Origin of the sequence: Vibrio nigripulchritudo, assembly GCF_027924785.1 — a bacterium.
GTDB lineage: Bacteria > Pseudomonadota > Gammaproteobacteria > Enterobacterales > Vibrionaceae > Vibrio > Vibrio nigripulchritudo.
Genome location: NZ_AP027049.1, coordinates 1202282 through 1218607, shown reverse-complemented (window position 1 = coordinate 1218607; position 16326 = coordinate 1202282). Strand labels below are relative to the sequence as shown.

The following is a 16326-nucleotide window of genomic DNA, read 5'->3' as shown; positions in this document are numbered from 1 at the left end:
CAACCCTATCCCGTTGTCACCCACTTCGAGACAATTCTTCGTTGCCACGAGTAAGGTAAAAGCCCAATCGTCCTTAGAATCCAAGTGAACGCTTTGGGAAAATAAATACTTTCTCGTCTCTCATGAACACCAAGACGAATCTTTTCAGATGCTTCTTCCACACTGACCATCAATGGCATTGGGAAGTCGTTTTTATCGGTAAGCGGTGTCTCAACAAACCCTGGATAAACCATGGAAACGTCGACACCTTCTTTCTTCTTCGGTAAAGCCAGACTTCTGGCTAGGTAACTGAGCGCGGCTTTGGATGCGCCGTAAGCTTCTGCTCTAGGAAGCGCAATTTCACTGGCAATAGAACCTATAATGACCAGATGATCACCTTTCATAACCTGTGTCTGGCTGGCTTCTAAGCAGTTAACAACACCAAGGAAGTTGACGTTTACAATACGCTGAAAGACTTGAGTGCTAACCTCGCCGTTATCGATGTATTCGCAATCGCCAGCATTAAATATCCAGAGCTCTGGGCGCGGTGATAGTTCATTGATGGCTTTCGCGGTCTGTTCACTGTCGGTGACGTCAAACTGCAACGTTTTGATATTGCTTGAGTGTTGTTCCAGTTCCTGCAATCGGTTGTGGTTTCGACCACATGCCCATACCTGATGCCCGGACTGTGCATAATCCTTAGCAAGCTGAAGCCCGATGCCTGAAGTCGCTCCGGTAATCAATACCACCTGCTTGCTCATTGCCCTAACCCCGACTTAATCTTCTTAATAAGTAAGCCGAGCACCGGAATTTGCTCGTAAATCATTGATCCCAAATCAAAGTAGTCTCTATGGTGTTTAACCTTGTTATCTTCAAAGGAGATCTGGCTAACGCCATCCACTTTTACTTCTTTAGCTCGGTTTAGTTTGGGGTGCTTCAGTGACATGGTCCAAACGATAAACCCTGTGTTGCCAAACTGGTGGCTCTCGTGAATGTGAAAATCACACTGCTGAACATTCTGGTACAGGCTTTCGAAGTAGGCATAAAGAACGCCATTTCCTTCTAAACGATGAGCAGGGTCTTCAAACACCACGTTTGGATGATAAAGTTCTTTCACCGTGCCTAAATTATGCTTCCCAAGTGAACGGTAAAAATCTGCTACATGCTCAATATCCATCTTTACCCCGCTACTGACTTCCTAGTAGTTATACAATTATTTTTTTTGTACACATATTTAATATAGCTGTAAAAGTTGTACAAATATATTTTTGTATAACTTTTGCTGTCAGTTTTGTTTACGAGGGGAAAATCAAAACGGATCACAAACAAAAAAGGCCCGATAAAAATCGGACCTTTTCTTTTATTATTCAGTATGTTTTAGCTGTTTCTAAGAGCAGCGATACGATTATCTAGAGGTGGATGACTAGACATAAGTGCCGAAAGTGCACTCTTACCATTGATACCAAATGCCATCATCGAACCTTCCAGTTTCGGCTCGTGGCTGACTTTCAATCGCTCCAGCGCAGCAATCATTTTATGCTTACCAACCAGATCCGCAGCTCCGGCATCAGCATAAAACTCACGACGACGGCTGTACCACATAGTAATGAAGCTAGCTAGGAAACCAAATACAAGCTCCAACACAATAGATACCGCGAAATACGTCATCATGTTAGTACCGCCCTCTTCATCGTCATTAGAGGAGACAATGTTAGCGATAAAGCGAGACAAGAAGATAACGAAGGTATTCACAACACCTTGCATCAAAGTCATGGTAACCATATCGCCGTTAGCAATGTGGCTAATTTCGTGAGCCACTACCGCTTCAGCTTCATCTCGGGTCATATTGTGCAGAAGACCTGTCGATACCGCGACCAAAGAATCATTGCGCTTTGCACCTGTTGCAAAGGCATTGATATCAGGTGAATCATAGATAGCAACTTGTGGCACACCGATACCTGCCTGCTGAGACTGACGCTGAACGGTTTCAAGCAACCAGTGTTCTGTCTCATTACGTGGGCTTTCGATGACCTGACCGCCCACAGAGCGCAATGCCATCTTCTTAGACATCAGCAGTGAGATAAACGCGCCACCAAAACCAAATACCGCTGCCATGACAAGTAAACCAGACAGGCTACCTGGTGACATTCCAGTTACAGCATAAACAATGTTTAATACGATACTTAGCACCAATATAACGGCTAAATTGGTTGCCAAGAATAACATCACACGCTTCATTAATTTTTCTCCAAATAGGAAGCTTACTTTATCTAACTCTTCGGCTAGTCATACTTTAGGATCTGTTGACCCTAGGATGAAGAGCTTTCTTATACCTTATAAGCGCTCGACAAAACACCCAAGAATGTAACATATACATATAGTCTTAAATTTTAAAAACAAGGTTAAGAGCAAAATTGCAACATTTGATGTCTGAGATGCTCAAATTGTGAATATTCATTCAATCTTAAGAACTTCAGGAAGTTATCGCACAAACAAGCGGTCTGATACTCGGGTATTAGACCATAGTCTTATTGCCGTCGAATGACACTAGATCTAGAGTTGGGGCGTCGGAAAGCGATTCCCAAATAGAATATCCACGGAGAATGGAAACATGAATGACAACGGAAATTTTCAGATGGCTATTGATATGCTTTGCTGCCACTTGGGTTTAACCGAAGATGAGGCACGTGAGCAGCTAGGGTTGAAGTCAGACGTTCAACGCCAGCAGCAGATCACTGACACTCAGCAAGCATTGATGGGTCTAACTGCAGAAAAATAAGAAATTCCAAAACAAAAAACGGCTGCTTTTGAGCAGCCGTTTTTTGTTGTTCAAAGCAGTGGTCAATTAAGCCAATATGGCTTCTTCAACCAAAGCCGACACATCAATATACTTACCAATATTTTTGCTCTTGGCACTTGGTACGTATGGGATCTCTCCCAGCTTAGGTGCAGGGATTTTGTCTTCAAGCATCTTGATGATTTCAGCATAATGCTCAGTACCTGGATTAATTCGGTTACCCACCCAGCCTACAAGCTCCAAACCATCATTTTTGATAACTTCAGCCGTCAACATCGCGTGGCTCAGGCAACCAAGCTTAATCCCAACCACCAGCACTACAGGCAGTTTTTCTTTCTTAACCCAAGTCGACAGGCAATCAGAATCTGAGACTGGAACTCTCCAGCCTCCCGCTCCTTCAACCAGAACCACGTCCGCTTTCTGTTTGTGTTGAGAAAGCTTCTCGCTTAGCACGTCATAATCAATTTCCATACCGTCGCGCTTAGCCGCAATGTGTGGAGAAGCAGGGATCATCATTGGGAATGGATTTACATCATCGTAGCTTACATCAAGACTGCAAGCTTCTTGCAGGTGAAGAGCGTCTGAATTTCTCTTCCCTTGTTCTGTCAGCTCACACCCCGAGGCAATCGGTTTGTAGCCAATGGTTGAAAATCCTTTGTCATTAAGGGCTTGGAGAATTGCTTTTGAAGCAACCGTTTTTCCCACTTCGGTGTCCGTACCGGCAATAAAAAATGCATTTAGCATGCTGATATCTCTCCTAAACAAACTTGGTAAGTTGCAGGTAATAGACCTTGATGGGCATACAAGCGTCGGTAGGCTTTATCTACGTCTTTCAGCTTGGATTTTGTAACCAGACCAACTGAGCGACCTTCGACATAGTTAGCACCGATGCCCTTTAAGTCTCGCATCAACTCCAGAGCAGAGTTGTATCTCAAAGTGATGGGAAACGAGTCTATGTGATGAGTACTGCATCCTGCTTGCGCTAACGCAAGTTTTACCTGTTTACTGGATAAAAATGCATTCACATGTTGATATGCATCAACTTTGCTCCATGCGTTCTTTAGCTCTATCAATGAGCCATCCAGAAGAGTAGAAAACCATGCTTTCCCACCCGGTTTTACTACTCGTTGAATCTCCCTTAGCGGCACGGATAAATCATCACACCACTGCAATGCCAAGCTGGAGAAAACAAAATCAAAGCTGTTGTCAGAAAATGGTAGAGAGTCTGCATCGACATTTTCGCAGTGCACGTTCAGTCCCTCACATCGGTGTTCTGTCGCGGACAACATTGCCTCCGATAAATCTGCCGCCACCACCTTAGCACCTCTGATAGCCAGAATTTCAGAGAAGTAACCCGTACCGCAGCCTAAATCCAGTATGACTTTTCCTGTCAGATCCTCAGGCATTTTATCAAGAAGAAGATGGCCAACCTGGCGCTGGAACGCAGCATGCTGATCATACGTTGCTGCAGCACGCCCAAAAGATTCGGAAATGGCTCGTTTATCGGATGTGTGATGAGAGATTAAAACCGCTTGTTCTAACATACGCGACTCGCTACTACTTGTTTAATCTTGTTTGCCATCTTTGCTACGTCTGCTATCGAGTGATTCGCTGTCAATGTAATGCGCAGCCTCGCCTGACCTTTAGGCACTGTGGGAGGACGAATGGCCGTCACCCAAATCCCCTGCTCTCTCAGGTTATGAGCGACATCTACCGCTACTTCTGCTTCCCCAAAAAGAAAAGGTTTAATCGGAGCATCTGTGTGTATGAATCCAGGTAAATCGGCAAGCGCTTCATCATAAGTACCTGACAACTCAGCTAGTTTGTCCCTTCTCCATTGCTGTGTACGCATCAATGAAACAGAGTGAGTCAGAGCGTGCGCCTGAGAAGGCGGCATTGCGGTCGAATAAACATGATGACGAGCGAATTGCGTAAAGTAATCACCCAAATTGGCGTTACACATAACTGCCGCACCAGATAAGCCTGGGGCTTTACCAAATGTCACCACCAGAATGTCTGGTTTAATACCAGCGTGTTCACAACTACCCCGACCTTCTTCGCCCAGTACGCCAATTCCATGGGCATCGTCCACCATCAAAGCAGCATTATTCTGTTCTGCTTTTTCTGCCAGACAAGACAATGGAGACAGGTCTCCATCCATACTGAACACTCCTTCGGTCACCACTAATGTAGATTTCGAAGGGTCAACAAGTGAATTAAGGTGGTCGATGTCATTGTGCCTGAAACGCTTCATGGAAGCCGGACAAAGCATCCCCGCTTCCACTAACGACGCGTGGTTTAGTTTATCTTGGATCAGAAGATCATCTTTTTCCAAAAGGGAAAAAAGCACAGCCTGATTCGCACTAAAACCTGAACTGAACAAGATGGCTCGTTCAAAACCCAGCCATTCGCACAAGGTCTCCTCTAGCTTGCAGTGAGCATCCGAGAAGCCAGTAATAAGCGGAGAAGCCGCACTTCCCGCACCGTATAAACTCAGCCCTTCCTGCCATGCAGACACTAAGCTTGGCTCTGTTGCCAAACCAAGATAATCGTTGCTGGAAAAATTTAGGTATTGCTTACCATCTCGTTGAAAACCTGAGCTATTTGCCCCACTCAAAGCCGTGAGGCGGCGGGATAGCCCTTTCTCCTCACGCTCTTTTAGCCGGGACTGGATTCGGTCTTTAAACGCTTGCATCGTAGAACAAATCGTCTTTTGCTGGGCGTGCTGCTACACGTTCCACTACCCTATCAAGCAATTCATTCTCTTCAATTTCGTCTGGCTTCTGACTAACAGCCTGGCTGTTGATTCCAAGCTTTTTGAACAGAAGCATATCTTTGTCTTCGGAAGGGTTTGGTGTGGTCAGTAGCTTACAGCCATAGAAGATAGAGTTAGCACCAGCCATAAAACATAACGTCTGCATCTGCTCGTTCATGTTTTCACGACCTGCTGATAAGCGAACTGCCGACATCGGCATCATGATACGCGCAATAGCGATCAGACGGATAAAATCAAAGGGTTCAACGTCATCCACACTCTCAAGTGGCGTACCTTTCACTTTAACCAACATGTTGATAGGAACACTCTCAGGGTGAACTGGTAAGTTCGCCAGTTCAACCAAAAGACCAGCACGGTCATTTACACTTTCACCCATACCGATAATACCGCCAGAACAGATCTTCATACCTGCATCACGAACATGCGAAAGCGTATCCAGACGATCTTGATAAGTACGAGTGGTGATAATGCTGCCGTAGAATTCAGGTGAAGTATCTAGGTTGTGGTTGTAGTAGTCCAGACCAGCATCTGCCAGTTCACTAGCTTGATCCGGCGTTAACATACCCAAAGTCATACAGGTTTCTAAACCCATACCCTTTACCCCTTTGATCATCTGGGTTAGGTGTGGCATGTCTCTTTCTTTTGGGTTTTTCCAGGCCGCTCCCATACAAAAACGAGTTGAACCAGCATTTTTGGCTTTCTGAGCCGCATCGAGAACTCGTTCCACTTCCATCAAACGCTCTTTTTCGACGTCAGTTGTGTAACGGGCACTCTGAGGGCAGTACTTACAGTCCTCGGGACACGCACCGGTTTTGATTGAAAGCAGGGTACTTACCTGAACATGGTTGTGCTGCTGATGTTGTCTGTGAATCAATTGTGCTTCAAACAACAGATCCATAAACGGCTTGTCCATAAGGGCTCTGACTTCAGCATGAGTCCAGTTATGACGTACTTCCACGTGCGTATCCTTAATTTTGATTATTGTTAATTGCTACTTGGCTAGTGTACTGACAACCGATAGACTGTCAACATTGCAAACCCAAACAAGGTTTACAATTGTTCATTTTTTAAACAATTAAAATTAAAGAGAGCACCATGGATTTAGCCTTCGACCGAGAGCACATCTGGCATCCCTACACTTCTACCCTCACACCTCTGACCTGCTATCCAGCCGTATCAGCCAATGGAGTTAAGATCCACTTGGAAGATGGTAAAGACCTTATTGATGGGATGTCGTCTTGGTGGTCGGCTATTCATGGGTATAACCACCCAGTTCTGAATCAAGCAGCAAAAACTCAAATCGATAAAATGTCTCACGTGATGTTTGGTGGGCTGACTCATGAACCCGCCATTGAGCTCTGTAAGAAGCTATTAAACGTTGCGCCAAGTAGAATGGAACACGTATTCCTCGCCGATTCTGGGTCAGTCGCTGTCGAAGTCAGTTTGAAGATGGCATTACAATACTGGCATGCCAAAGGAGAAAAGCGTCCGAAGTTTTTAACTTTGAGAAATGGATACCATGGCGACACGTTTGCGGCGATGTCCGTCACCGATCCTGATAACTCCATGCACAGCCTGTATAAAGGCTTTCTGCCAGAACACATTTTTGCTGAAAACCCAAAGTCTGGGTATTTCGATGAATGGAATCCAGATGACATCGCAGATTTTGAGCAGAAACTCAAAACTCATCAAAGCGATATTGCTGCGGTCATTTTAGAACCCATTGTTCAGGGTGCTGGAGGCATGCATATATATCATCCCCAGTTTTTGAAAGAGGTTCGTCGCTTGTGCGATGAATACAAGGTTCTGCTGATTCTCGACGAAATTGCCACTGGGTTTGGTCGTACGGGTAAAATGTTTGCATCTGAACACGCTGGAATTGAACCAGACATTCTATGCGTTGGAAAAGCCATTACCGGGGGATACATGACCCTCTCTGCCACTATGGCATCAAAAGAAGTCGCGAATACCGTTTGCGGAGGCGAAGCAGGCTGCTTTATGCATGGTCCCACGTTTATGGGCAACCCTTTAGCCTGTGCCGTTGCCAGTGCGAGTTTAGCGCTGCTTGAAACCAATGAATGGAAACAACAAACACAGGACATAGAAAGCTGGTTCGCGGAAAAGCTTCCAAAACTAGCATCTCATAAACGCGTTAATAACGTGCGCTGGCTGGGAGCAATTGGCGTTGTAGAAACCCATCAGAACGTCAATATGGAAGTGATTCAGGAGCATTTTGTTCAGCAGGGTGTCTGGATTCGCCCGTTTATGAATCGAATTTATATGATGCCTCCGTACATAAGTGAAGAGCAGCATGTCGATAAACTGATTTCTGCTATATCAAGTGCTTTAGAAAAAGACATTTGCTTCCAGTAAGGAAGGGCATTCAAAACGCAAAAAGCTGGCATAAGCCAGCTTTTTTTTTACGTTTTTACTCAGTTAATTAACCGATGTGCGTTGCACCATTCATGTACTTCTGAAGTGCGGTTGGAATGGCGATACGACCATCCGCTTCCTGGTTGTTTTCCAAGATAGCTACCATGGTACGACCTACTGCCAGACCAGAGCCATTCAATGTATGTACAAGCTCTGGTTTCTTTTCACCTTTACGGCGGAAACGAGCTTGCATACGACGTGCCTGGAAGTCCCACATGTTTGAACAAGACGAAATCTCGCGGTATGTCTCCTGAGCCGGAACCCAGACTTCCAAATCGTAAGTTTTACGAGCACCGAAGCCCATATCACCTGTACAAAGTACGACTTTACGGTAAGGAAGATCCAGAAGCTGAAGTACTTTTTCAGCGTGACCAGTCAACTCTTCAAGTGCATCCATTGAATCTTCTGGTTTAGTGATTTGAACCAGCTCTACTTTGTCGAACTGGTGCATGCGGATAAGACCACGTGTATCACGACCATAAGACCCCGCTTCAGAACGGAAACAAGGTGTGTGTGCTGTCATCTTAAGCGGTAAATCAGCTTCTTCAGAGATAGTGTCACGAACCATATTCGTTACTGGCACTTCCGCGGTTGGAATCAGCGATAGTTTACGAGGTTCTTCATCGCTGACTTTTTCAGTCAGTGGCTCAGTGTGGAACAGATCTTCACCAAATTTAGGAAGCTGACCTGTACCGTAGAGGCTATCTGCATTCACGAGGTACGGCACGTACATTTCAGTGTAACCATGCTCATCGGTGTGAAGATCCAGCATAAACTGTGCAATTGCACGATGCAGACGAGCAAATTGACCTTTCATTACGATGAAACGTGCACCCGTAATTTTGGTCGCGCTTGCGAAGTCCAAGCCGCCGCTAAGCTCACCAAGGTCGACATGATCTTTCACTTCAAAGTCGTAAGATTTCGGTTCACCCCAGCGAGAGATCTCAACATTTTCGCTTTCGTCTTTACCGTCTGGCACAGAGTCATCTGGCAAGTTTGGTACAGACAGGGTTACGTCTTCTAGCTGAGACTGAATTTCAGCCAGCTGCACTTTCTTCGCATCCAGCTCACTGCCAAGGTTGCCGATTTGTTTTTTAATCTTTTCCGCGCCTTCTTTGTCGCCAGCAGCCATTTTCTGACCAATTTGCTTGGAGATGGAGTTGCGTGAGGATTGTAAATTTTCAACTTCTACTTGAATGGACTTACGTTGTTCTTCAAGTTGACGAATTGTCTCTACGTCTAGCTTAAAGCCGCGACGTGCTAATTTTGCAGCTGTTTCATCCAGCTCAGTTCGAAGTAATTTAGAATCCAGCATTGCTAATCCTATGCCTTTTGGTTTGTTTTGAAGACGTAGCAGGCTCCCCTGCTACTAAGAAATTTATCTAGGTAAAGATATCCAAAAAGCGCTACTTTTCATAGCGCTTTTGTGGGCTTTTTGTGTCCAAAGAGGCGAGATAATCTAACTTTTCGCCGATTTTGGTTTCTAAGCCCCGATTTGTGGGGAAATAGTAGCGGGTTTCTGCCATTTCAGGAGGAAAATAAACTTCCCCAGCAGCGTAGGCTCCGGGTTCGTTATGCGCGTATCGGTACTCTTCACCGTAGCCCAAATCTTTCATCAAACTGGTCGGCGCGTTCCTAAGATGAGGTGGTACCTCGTATTCGGGATGATTCTGGGCATCTCTCAGCGCTTGTTTCCAAGCGTTATATACAGCATTACTTTTTGGAGCACATGCTAAGTAAACTATCGCCTGAGCAATAGCTCGCTCTCCTTCCGCCGGACCAACGCGAGCGAAACAGTCCCAAGCAGACAGGGCAACTTGCATTGCGCGAGGATCAGCATTACCAATATCTTCGGAGGCAATGGCAAGCAGTCGGCGAGCAATATAAAGCGGATCACATCCGGCAGAAATCATTCTGGCAGACCAGTACAGGGCTGCGTCCGGATCTGAACCTCGAATTGATTTGTGTACAGCGGAAATAAGGTCGTACCAAACGTCCCCTTTATTATCGAAGCGTGCGACTTTCTCACCAGCAACTTCGGCTAATAGCGTTAAAGGAATGTATTTCGCGCCCTCTTCTTCGATCGCCATATCGAACAGCAACTCAAGGTAATTGAGTGACATTCTGGCATCACCATTAACAAGTTCAGCTAAACGATCCAACACTCCTTCTTCAAAGTTGGCTTTTTCGTTACCTAATCCGCGCTCTTTGTCATTCAAAGCCTGATTGAGTACCTGAAGAATGTCTTCGTTATTCAAAGAAGAAAGTTTGTATACCCGAGCCCGGGAAAGTAGAGCGTTATTTAGCTCGAAAGAAGGGTTTTCTGTGGTAGCACCAATGAAAGTGACCGTGCCATCTTCGATGTGTGGAAGAAAGGCATCTTGCTGGCTTTTGTTGAAACGATGCACCTCGTCAACAAACAAAATAGTTTTACGACCTGTCGACTTATTGTCTCTGGCCTTCTCAATGGCTACTCGAATGTCTTTCACGCCAGATGTGACTGCTGATACTCGCTCAACCTCGGCATTGGCATAGTTCGCAGCAACCTCTGCCAACGTTGTCTTTCCCGTACCCGGCGGTCCCCATAGAATCATGGAATGCAAATGCCCTGCTTCTAGGGCACGTCTCAGAGGTTTACCTTCACCAAGGACATGTTGCTGACCAATGTATTGTTCAACAGTCTCTGGACGCATTCTCGCGGCTAGAGGTCGAAAATCATCGCCACCAGCAAAATCCAGCGTGTAATTACTCATGGTTAAGGTTACTCATTACTTAACCCATCGCGTTCATCGTACACTTCAACTCCTTCTGGCGGAGTAAAGGTGAAGGTATCCTCAGATGGCGCTGATAAGTTCATTGAGGTAAATGTAAACTCACTTGTCTGACCGTCCTGCTCAATAACGGAAAAGCTTTCTATCTTCCCTTTACCCGTCACTTCGATGACAAACTGACCTTGCGTAGTATTTTTATCTACTGGCTTAAGCACAAAGCGGTTGTCTTTCTGCTCCACTTCATAATTATCCCAGTCGCTTTTTCGGTCACGAGTTAAAAGTACGAATGGAGTCTGCCCAGTCGCTTGCTCCTGGCTGTAAATGCTAACTTGATCCATGAAGGGCTCGTAAAACCATACGCTACTGCCATCAGAGACTAACTCGCTTTCATCTGGAAAATCAGTAGACCAGCGAAACATGTTCGGACGAGCGATTTCTGCTGTTCCTTTGGCTTCTTGAATAACCTCACCATCGGGCGCTGTAACAGTTTGGGAGAATTCAGCGCTAAAGCCTTCGTTCTTGCTCAGCCTTCCGCTCAATTCTGACTTGGGGGACGCAAATACGGCACTCGAGATGCCTAAGGCACAGATTATTAACCATCTACTCATTTTAATTCTCTATTACTACTCGGTTTTCTCTTGATACCGATTGGACAACGAATACTTTCCTCTGTTTCATTGCCTTAACTAATCTTTGATTGGCGGTGGAGCCAGTACCTCTCGGTTACCATTGTGACCAGGAGCACTCACAATTCCCTGAGCTTCTAACTGCTCGACAATACGAGCGGCGCGGTTATAACCAATCTTAAATCGACGCTGCACACCAGACACAGAACCACGGCGACTTTCCACTACGTGCTCTACCACTTGATCAAACAGTGGATCTACATCCTCATCGGCTTCCATTGATTCACCCGGAAGCAGAGTATCTGCGGTCTGCTCACCATTGGTAATTTCGTCAATGTAGGTTGGTTTACCACGTGCTTTCCAGTCGTTTACCACGGAGTGAACATCATCGTCTGAAGCAAAAGCACCATGAACACGTACTGTGTGGCTTGAACCTGGAGGTAGATAAAGCATATCGCCCATACCCAGCAAGGATTCCGCACCGCCCTGATCCAGAATAGTTCGGGAGTCCGTTTTGGTTGATACAGTAAAGGCAACACGGGTTGGTATATTCGCTTTAATCAGACCGGTAATTACGTCTACCGATGGACGCTGCGTGGCAAGAATTAAGTGAATACCTGCTGCACGAGCTTTTTGGGCCAAGCGGGCGATCAGCTCTTCCACTTTCTTACCCACTACCATCATCAAATCGGCGAACTCATCGACAATAACAACGATGTAAGGCAGTTTTTCAAGTAAAGGTGGCATTTCATCCATGCTGTCGCCAGGTTGCCACAGCGGGTCGTGGATTGGATGCCCCGCATCGGCTGCCATTTTCAGCTTTTCATTGAAACCTTTGATGTTACGTACACCAAGTGCCGACATAAGCTTGTATCGACGTTCCATCTCACCCACACACCAGCGAAGCGCATTCGACGCATCTTTCATGTCGGTCACAACTTCAGAAAGCAGGTGTGGGATACCTTCGTAAACCGAAAGCTCCAGCATTTTCGGGTCAATCATGATAAAGCGAACATCTTCAGGTTTCGCTTTGTAAAGCATACTGAGGATCATGACGTTCACACCGACCGACTTACCAGAACCTGTGGTACCGGCCACCAGTACGTGAGGCATTTTTGCCAGATCGGCGACGACTGCCTCACCCGCAATATCCTGACCCAACACAACGGTTGTTGGTGATGTTGCACTCTCAAACTGAGGGCTATTTATCACATCAGATAAGAAAACGGTTTGACGGCTCATGTTCGGTAGTTCAAGCCCGACGTACGGTTTACCTGGAATCACTTCAACTACTCGAACTGCCATGGCAGAAAGTGAACGCGCCAAGTCCATAGATAAACCTGAGATTCGGCTAACTTTAACACCTGGAGCCAAGTCCAGCTCAAAACGGGTAATGACGGGACCTGGGAAAATATCGACAACTTTCGCTGTTATCTTATAGTCTGCCAGCTTCGCTTCTACCAGTCGTGCAATATCTTCTAGAGCAGCTCGATCAATATGGTTTTCACGTTTCTCTGGGTGATAAAGCAGCTCTAGTGTTGGCATGGGTGACGTAGGAACAGGCAGCGTTTGATCCTTTTGAATCAAGAAAGGATTCTGGCTGGCTGCCATATTTTTCTGAGCATCAGCCACCATAGACTGAAATGCAGCCACGTCTTCATCTTTCTCTTCAGCAGGCTGTTCTGGCTGCTGTGCTTCGACAGGCTCTGACGCCATCTCTTCTGATTGAGAAACTTCAATAGGCTCAGGTTCAATCTCACTCTCTACTGGTTGTGACTCAAACTCAGAAATAGTTGGGTGAGTTTCTTCCACATCCACCGCATCAAAGTTAATAGTTTCATGAGCGATTTCTCGAGATAATTCTTCTACCTCTTCTTCTGGATTAGCATCAGAAGGCAAACTCTCCCATGGTAGGTCACCAGAGCTGTGCTCAGAAACCTGTTCACTAGCTGCTACTTTTCCGGCATTTTCCGCGTAGTCGTTCGCCTGTTCAGCTTGCTGCGTCAATTCTTCTATTGTCGCATCAGGTGAAAGTTGTCTTTCTTCAGCATCCCAGTCAGATTGAACCGACGGTTGAGAGTCAGGGGTATCTGTGTCATGTACCAAAGGTTCTGGCTCAGGTTGTTGAGCCGAATGAGGAATATGGATATTGAATCTGGACTCGGGTTCTTCTTTTGATTCATCAAGAGCCGAGAAATGAGGTTCTGACTCTTCCGCTTCACCTTTTAGATCTGAAACTGGTTCGTGAAGTTCTGGTTTGATGTGCTCTTCTTTTGAGCCACGTAAAAGATTAATAAACCATGCAACAGCAGCTATAGCAGACTGACCTAACCACTCAACAATAGAAAGCCAGGAAATTCCTGTCAGTAAGGTAAATCCTGCTCCCCATAGGAAAAGCAATACCAATGTGGTACCAAGCAGGTTAAACATCGGCAGAGCAAGATTTGTGATCACATCACCAATCACTCCTCCTGACGAGAAATACCAAATATCATCAAAATTAATGTCTGCAAGACCACAGCTAGTGATCGTAACAATCACTAGACCAAGCAGGCGAGTTCCCCACAGTACGAAATCGATCGGCTCTTCTTCCGTGCGTTTACGGAAAAAGACCCAGGTCATAACGGAAATAGCGATAGGGAGAGGATAGGCAATAGAGCCAAAAACAAAGAAAAGACTGTCTGCAACCCAGGCACCAAATTGACCGCCAAGATTTTTAACATCCCCATCCCATGCCGTCTGCGACCAGGAAGGGTCTGCTGGGTCAAAAGAAAGCAGAGCAATAGAGATAAGAATTGCTGTTAAGCAACCGAGAATGAAGCAGCAATCACGTAGCCTTTGAATCCCATTTAAGCGAGGCGAAGATACCTCTTCCTGGGATTTAATGATGGTTTCAACCTTTTCTTTGTTCTCTCTGAACATATACCAACTTTATATTTATCATTTTCCAAAACGCACCGAGCGGCAATAGCCGCTCGGTTTGTCTGATGATTTAACCACATCAAGCAGTAAAACCCAATCATTGTTCTGTATACAAACCTGAGAAAAAGGCTAGCGACTGAACAAAATAAGGGCAATGAAACAAACGAATCTTCTGAAGCTGAATCCAGATCTCAAAGGAGTTCAGAATACATACTCATCTGTATTCGTTTTCGATTGCTTTATCGGGTTTTAATAACCAGCTGGTTGGTTTGTTTGACTTCTTCCATCACAACGTATGTGCGGGTATCGTTCACACCTGGTAGACGCAGAAGTGTGTCACCCAGCAGCTTACGGTATGCACTCATATCAGATACACGTGTTTTAAGAAGATAGTCGAAGTCGCCTGATACCAGGTGACATTCTTGAATGTCATCCAGTTTCTGCACGGCATGGTTAAACTGTTCGAATACGTCTGGCGCGCCTCGATTCAATGTAATCTCAACAAACACCAATAGCGACGCATCCAGGTACTGAGGATTCAGCAACGCTGTGTATCCCGTAATGTACCCTTGTCTCTCTAAACGACGCACACGTTCTAGACATGGCGTAGGAGACAACCCCACTCTCTTAGATAACTCTACATTCGAAATACGACCATCTTTCTGAAGCTCGTTAAGAATGTTTCTATCAATACGATCAAGTTCCTTGGACGGCTTCTTATAGTTATCCACCATTTTTTATCCCACCTTATTACTTCCTTGCAAAAAAATATACTACAACTTTTTAATATTCAGTATCAAATTTTTCAAACACAACTCTATACTAGATATTAATTCGACAGAATTACCCTACACATAGATAATACAACCAGAAATATTGAGGAGTCAGGATGATTATTGGCGTACCGAAGGAAATCAAAAACCACGAATACCGAGTGGGGATGATTCCATCCAGTGTGAGAGAACTTGTCTCTCACGGTCACCAAGTCATTGTCGAAACGAACGCCGGTAGTGGCATCGGCTTTTCCGATCAAGACTATATTGCCGTAGGTGCATCCATTCTTCCTACTGCTGCTGACGTTTTCGCGAAAGCAGACATGATTGTTAAGGTTAAAGAACCTCAAGCTGTCGAGCGCGCTATGCTGCGCGAAGGGCAAATATTGTTCACATATTTACACCTAGCACCAGATTTTCCACAAACTGAAGAGCTTATCAAGAGTAAAGCTGTCTGCATAGCATATGAGACTGTAACAGATAATATGGGTCGTCTGCCACTATTAGCACCAATGTCTGAGGTTGCGGGTCGCATGTCTATCCAAGCTGGCGCACAAACTTTGGAAAAATCTCATGGTGGTCGCGGTCTTCTTCTGGGCGGTGTTCCGGGTGTTGAACCTGCAAAAGTTGTCGTTGTCGGCGGCGGTGTTGTTGGTTCAAATGCAGCTCGTATGGCGGTTGGTTTACGTGCAGACGTGACTATCTTAGACCGTAATATCGACACACTAAGAGCCCTTGATGAAGAGTTCCAAGGTCGTGCAAAAGTGGTTTACTCCACTGAAGACGCGCTTGAAAAACATGTACTTGAAGCTGACCTAGTGATTGGTGCGGTACTAATCCCAGGTGCGGCCGCGCCTAAGCTAATTACAAAAGAACACATCAAGCGCATGAAGCCAGGCGCTGCTGTTGTAGACGTAGCTATCGACCAGGGCGGTTGCTTTGAAACATCAAAAGCAACAACACACGCAGAGCCAACATACATCGTAGATGATGTGGTTCACTACTGTGTTGCTAACATGCCGGGTGCGGTTGCTCGTACTTCAACGTTTGCACTTAACAATGCAACATTGCCTTACATTATCAAGCTGGCAAACAACGGTTACGAGAAAGCACTTCTTGCGGATGAAGGTCTACTTGAAGGTCTTAACGTAATTCACGGTAAAGTAACCTGTAAAGAAGTTGCAGAGAGCTTTGACCTTGAATACGTTGACGCGAAACAAGCTATCGCGATGTTCAACTAAATTCAGTT

Annotated in this window: 15 protein-coding genes; 3 read left to right on the top strand and 12 right to left on the bottom strand. The window is 45.5% G+C overall.

Annotation, left to right across the window (positions count from 1 at the left end):
- Positions 1-5 precede the first annotated feature (5 nt).
- From QMG91_RS05815 to htpX, 3 genes are all read right to left on the bottom strand, one after another.
- On the bottom strand, positions 6-740 hold the full coding sequence (locus QMG91_RS05815) for an SDR family NAD(P)-dependent oxidoreductase (protein ID WP_281829541.1): 735 nt from the start codon (positions 738-740) through the stop codon (positions 6-8).
- Entirely contained in the window at positions 737-1156 is a 420-nt protein-coding gene (locus tag QMG91_RS05810; protein WP_281829538.1) for a nuclear transport factor 2 family protein, read from the bottom strand. Before QMG91_RS05810 ends, QMG91_RS05815 begins: the two co-directional genes overlap by 4 nt.
- 200 nt (positions 1157-1356) lie before the next feature.
- Entirely contained in the window at positions 1357-2217 is an 861-nt protein-coding gene (gene htpX, locus QMG91_RS05805) for a protease HtpX (RefSeq protein WP_004406032.1), read from the bottom strand.
- 373 nt (positions 2218-2590) lie between these two features.
- Here htpX and QMG91_RS05800 point away from each other — a divergent pair, with 373 nt between their 5' ends.
- On the top strand, positions 2591-2758 hold the full coding sequence (locus tag QMG91_RS05800) for a hypothetical protein (RefSeq protein WP_004406033.1): 168 nt from the start codon (positions 2591-2593) through the stop codon (positions 2756-2758).
- 66 nt (positions 2759-2824) lie between these two features.
- Here the strand turns inward: QMG91_RS05800 and bioD are convergent, their stop codons facing one another.
- Genes bioD through bioB form a run of 4 tightly spaced genes read right to left on the bottom strand, consistent with a single transcriptional unit; the run spans position 2825 to position 6510 of the window.
- The gene (gene bioD, locus QMG91_RS05795) at positions 2825-3520 is read right to left on the bottom strand and encodes a dethiobiotin synthase (protein ID WP_022604335.1); all 696 of its coding nucleotides are present in this window, start codon (positions 3518-3520) and stop codon (positions 2825-2827) included.
- Entirely contained in the window at positions 3514-4320 is an 807-nt protein-coding gene (gene bioC / locus QMG91_RS05790; RefSeq protein ID WP_281829534.1) for a malonyl-ACP O-methyltransferase BioC, read from the bottom strand. Before bioC ends, bioD begins: the two co-directional genes overlap by 7 nt.
- Positions 4314-5471, bottom strand: coding sequence for an 8-amino-7-oxononanoate synthase (bioF, locus tag QMG91_RS05785; RefSeq protein WP_281829531.1), 1158 nt, complete (start codon positions 5469-5471; stop codon positions 4314-4316). The genes bioC and bioF overlap by 7 nt, the downstream gene beginning before the upstream one ends.
- Complete coding sequence (gene bioB, locus QMG91_RS05780; protein ID WP_004406037.1) at positions 5458-6510, bottom strand: biotin synthase BioB; 1053 nt, start codon at positions 6508-6510, stop codon at positions 5458-5460. The genes bioF and bioB overlap by 14 nt, the downstream gene beginning before the upstream one ends.
- Before the next feature lie 137 nt (positions 6511-6647).
- Here bioB and bioA point away from each other — a divergent pair, with 137 nt between their 5' ends.
- Positions 6648-7925, top strand: a complete 1278-nt coding sequence (gene bioA, locus QMG91_RS05775; RefSeq protein WP_281829529.1) for an adenosylmethionine--8-amino-7-oxononanoate transaminase — start codon at positions 6648-6650, stop codon at positions 7923-7925.
- A gap of 67 nt (positions 7926-7992) precedes the next feature.
- On the opposite strand, the gene serS is transcribed toward bioA, so the two are convergent.
- The 5 genes from serS to lrp all read right to left on the bottom strand — a co-directional run bounded on the left by serS (position 7993) and on the right by lrp (position 15038).
- Positions 7993-9300 (bottom strand): serine--tRNA ligase, encoded by a 1308-nt coding sequence (serS, locus tag QMG91_RS05770; protein WP_281829527.1) that lies wholly within the window; start codon positions 9298-9300, stop codon positions 7993-7995.
- 91 nt (positions 9301-9391) lie between these two features.
- The gene (locus QMG91_RS05765; protein ID WP_281829525.1) at positions 9392-10738 is read right to left on the bottom strand and encodes a replication-associated recombination protein A; all 1347 of its coding nucleotides are present in this window, start codon (positions 10736-10738) and stop codon (positions 9392-9394) included.
- An 8-nt stretch (positions 10739-10746) separates the two neighbouring features.
- Entirely contained in the window at positions 10747-11364 is a 618-nt protein-coding gene (gene lolA, locus QMG91_RS05760; RefSeq protein WP_281829523.1) for an outer membrane lipoprotein chaperone LolA, read from the bottom strand.
- Positions 11365-11442: 78 nt separating this feature from the next.
- The gene (locus QMG91_RS05755) at positions 11443-14304 is read right to left on the bottom strand and encodes a DNA translocase FtsK (protein WP_281829521.1); all 2862 of its coding nucleotides are present in this window, start codon (positions 14302-14304) and stop codon (positions 11443-11445) included.
- A gap of 239 nt (positions 14305-14543) precedes the next feature.
- Positions 14544-15038 carry a leucine-responsive transcriptional regulator Lrp gene (lrp, locus tag QMG91_RS05750; RefSeq protein ID WP_004406045.1) on the bottom strand — a complete coding sequence of 165 codons (495 nt, stop codon included), beginning with the start codon at positions 15036-15038 and terminating at the stop codon, positions 14544-14546.
- Between the two features lie 155 nt (positions 15039-15193).
- Between lrp and ald the strand changes: the two genes are divergently transcribed.
- On the top strand, positions 15194-16318 hold the full coding sequence (ald, locus tag QMG91_RS05745) for an alanine dehydrogenase (protein WP_022551167.1): 1125 nt from the start codon (positions 15194-15196) through the stop codon (positions 16316-16318).
- Positions 16319-16326 lie beyond the last annotated feature (8 nt).